This window comes from Bradyrhizobium sp. (assembly GCF_049586575.1).
Lineage (GTDB): Bacteria > Pseudomonadota > Alphaproteobacteria > Rhizobiales > Xanthobacteraceae > Bradyrhizobium.
In genome coordinates, this window is sequence record NZ_JBAVCF010000402.1 from 1 (window position 1) to 3,361 (window position 3,361).

At 61.7% G+C, this 3,361-nt stretch carries 3 protein-coding genes; 1 reads left to right on the forward strand and 2 read right to left on the reverse strand.

Annotated features, from left to right (window positions below):
• Positions 1–130 precede the first annotated feature (130 nt).
• The gene (locus WB528_RS15930; RefSeq protein ID WP_423889371.1) at positions 131–1,504 is read right to left on the reverse strand and encodes an MmgE/PrpD family protein; all 1,374 of its coding nucleotides are present in this window, start codon (positions 1,502–1,504) and stop codon (positions 131–133) included.
• Positions 1,505–1,545: 41 nt separating this feature from the next.
• Positions 1,546–2,613 (reverse strand): extracellular solute-binding protein, encoded by a 1,068-nt coding sequence (locus WB528_RS15935; protein WP_423889372.1) that lies wholly within the window; start codon positions 2,611–2,613, stop codon positions 1,546–1,548.
• A 269-nt stretch (positions 2,614–2,882) separates the two neighbouring features.
• Here WB528_RS15935 and WB528_RS15940 point away from each other — a divergent pair.
• Positions 2,883–3,361: tripartite tricarboxylate transporter substrate-binding protein (locus WB528_RS15940; protein ID WP_423889373.1), on the forward strand; the 479-nt coding region annotated here is incomplete at its 3' end.

Consider the following 3,361-nt stretch of genomic DNA (forward strand, 5'->3'; position numbering starts at 1 on the left):
CCTGTCATTCTATGCTCCGTCATCGTCCGCGAAGCGGACGATCCAGTAAACACCGCCGTCCGCAATTGACCCCCGAATAGCTCTCGAAATACTGGATGCCCCGCTTTGGCGTGGCACGATAGCGAAACTGCTATGTACGCAACGCGCTCAAATCAATCTTGCCCTTGTAAAGTCCCGCGAGCAGCTTCAGCGCGGCCTCGCCCTGCGTCTTGGTCCAGCCGCCATGCTTAATATTGAGCGCGAATTTATCTGACACGTCCTGCCGTGTCAGCGGCTCCCGCGCGCCGCCGCGCAAATAGGGCTGACGTTCCTCGACCACGCGACCATCCTTCAGCGTCGCCTTGATATGGCCGGTGTAATTGTTCGGGTAGGGATTGTCGGGGTCGATCACGAATTTCACCTTGGCCGCAAGCGCCAGGACGCGTTCGTCGCGGATCGCCGCTTCCGTGAACGCGCCCAACCCGACACCGCCATGCACGAAGCCGGTCGCGAGCAGATACGGCACGGCGAATTTCGCGGCATAGCCGTTGCGTGGGCGCTGCTTGTCGGCGAGCGGTTCCCACAGCCGGTGCACCGTGCCCTCCGCCACTTCGCACAGGATCACCTCGACATCCTCAGGCTTGATGCCGCGCGCGGCGAGACGTTTGGCGCAATCGATGTAGGGCTGCGCCATCGTCCCGCACGGATAAGGCTTGAACGCCAGCGTGTCGGTGACCCAGCGCGTGCCGAAGTCGCCCGTCAACGCGTCGAAGTCTCCCTCAGTGGTATGGGCAAAGCCGTGAAACAGCCCATGCACGCCTTCGAACACCGTGCGCGGACCGACAAAGCCCTGTTTGGCGAGCAACGCCGCGCGAATGCCGGATTGCGCCGCCCAGCCGGCATGCATCCGTTTGGTCCATGCGCCTTCCGCCAGATATTCGATGATGCCGCTGGACAAGCTGCCGGCAATCCCGAGCGCATCGACGATCTGTCTGGCGTTGAGCCCCAGCGCAGCGCCGACGCCGGCGGCAGCCCCCATTGCGCCGAAGATCGCGGTGGGGTGAAAGCCGGCCTTGTGAACGGCCTTCGGCACCACAAGGCTGAGACGACAAAGCACCTCGGTGCCAACCGCAATGCCGGTCAGTGCGCTCTTGCCATCCGGATGATGGCGCTCGCAGGCCGCCAACACTGCCGGGACGATCACCGCGCCGGCATGAACGGGACCGCCTTCGAAGGTGTCGTCGAAATCCTCGCCATGTGCGGCGGTGCCGTTGACAAAGGCCGCGCCAGAGGCCGTCAGCGTGCCGGCGTGCCCGATCACGGTGCATGAGCCGTCATCGTCAGACCCGGCAAGCGCTGCCTTGACGTAGTCCTCGTTGCGCGCGGTGATGCAGAGACCGACGATGTCGATCAGCAGGTCTTCGCATTTGCGCAGCGTCTCTGACGGCAGGACGCCCGGCTTCAGCGCGGCGATTTTCTTCGCGAGCGTTTCGGCGACGGAAACTTTCGGCAGCTCGGAACTCATGACAACCTTGCAGGCAATGGGAGGTTTTCGGACCACTGGACTTAGACGTGGAAGATTCGCGAATAGCGAGCCTTGATAGCAGCGCCCTGCTGTTCCACGGCCACGGGATCGTCCTTCAGGGTCTTGATATCGCGAAGCGGCGTCCAGCTCGGCTTTTCCCTGGCTTGCGGATGGAAAGAACGCAGGCCGCCGACGTCGATAATGAGTTGCTGGGCCTCGCGGGTGAAACAGAACGACTGGAACAGCTTCGCCGCATTGGGATTGGGTGCCCCTTTGAAGATGCCATTGGGGCCCACGATCACCGGCGATCCCTCGGACGCGTAAACCGGCTCGACCGGCTTCCCTGCGTCTTTCAATTGCAGGATGTTGTACTCGTTGCCGTCGGCCATGACCGCGCGCTCACCAAGCTCGAGCTTCTTCGGCGGATCGGCCGAGGACTGCACCTGCATCACGTTCTGCTTGGCGAGCTGTTCGAAGAAGGTCCAGCCGAGTTCGCGCTGCAACTGATAGGTCGCCGTCATGATGGTGCCGCTGTAACCGGGATGGCCCTTGACGATCTTGCCCTTCCATTTGGGATCGAGCAGATCGGCAAAACTCCTCGGCGCGTCCTCGGCCTTCACCATTGAGGTGTTGTAGGCGATGATGCTGAGCCAGACGCGCCAGCTTGCGAACTGGCCGTCCGCATCGCGATACGCCGGCGCGTAGAACTTCGCGACATCTTCCGGCACATAGGCGTCGAGAATGCCGTCACGCTTCCAGACGATGAAATGCGCCGCATCGGAGGAATTCACCACGTCGACGGCGTGGATATTGCTGGAATATTCCTGGCCAATGCGCTGAAAGACGCGCTCGGCGCCGGTGCGCTCGACGCGCACCGAAATTCCCGGATATTTCGCCTCGAACGCTTTCGCGAGTTTCTCGGCCACCGGCAAATCGACGGACGTGTAGTAAACGACCTGGCCTTCCTTCCTGGCGGCCTCGATCAGGGCCGGGGTCACGGCTTCCGCGGGCGGCGCATCGGCCAGAACGCGGGTGGAGAACGCAACTCCTCCGAGCAGACCACCGGCTACTTGCAACGCCTCCCGGCGGGAAATCCTTGTGTTTTTCATTGCTTCCCTGATTCATCTTATTGGCCGGCCTGGGCCGGCTTCACGATGGCTATTTTATTCCGCCCGAGAAGTCCAAGTCCATGACTCGATTACTGGACTTGACCGGTCATTCGCGCCAAAAGACAAAGCCGGAGAGCACGTCCTGAAGAGTTAACGAAAGTAGTGGAGCACGCGTTTTGAGGTCCGCAGATATGGGGATAACAGACCGCAGAATGATCATCGGCAAACATGTTGCGAGGATCTCGCTCATCCTCGCGCTTGCAACCGCCATGCAGGCTTTTCTTGCGACCGAAGGCCGCACGCAAGACTATCCCACCCATTCGGTGCGGATCATCGTCCCCTTCGGCGCGGGCGGCCCGGCCGACGTTGTGGCGCGCGTGCTCGGCGACGCGTTTCAGCAGGACTTCAAACAACCTTTCGTGATCGAGAACCGTCCCGGCGCGGGCTCTGTGATCGGCACGCAGGAGGTCGCCAAATCGGCGCCCGACGGTTACACGCTGCTCCTGGTGTCGAACGCACAGACTGCCAATGAATCGCTGGTGCCGCAACGCAAATACGACCTGATGCGGGATCTCGCTCCGATTGCGCCGCTCAATGTCGCCGACCTCGTGATGGTCGTGCATCCATCGGTGCCGGCAACCACGCTGAAAGAATTCATCGCGCTCGCCAAATCCAAGCCGGGAAAACTGAACTACGCCTCCTCGGGCCAGGGCACGCCCTATCACATGGCCGGCGAGTTGTTCAAAGC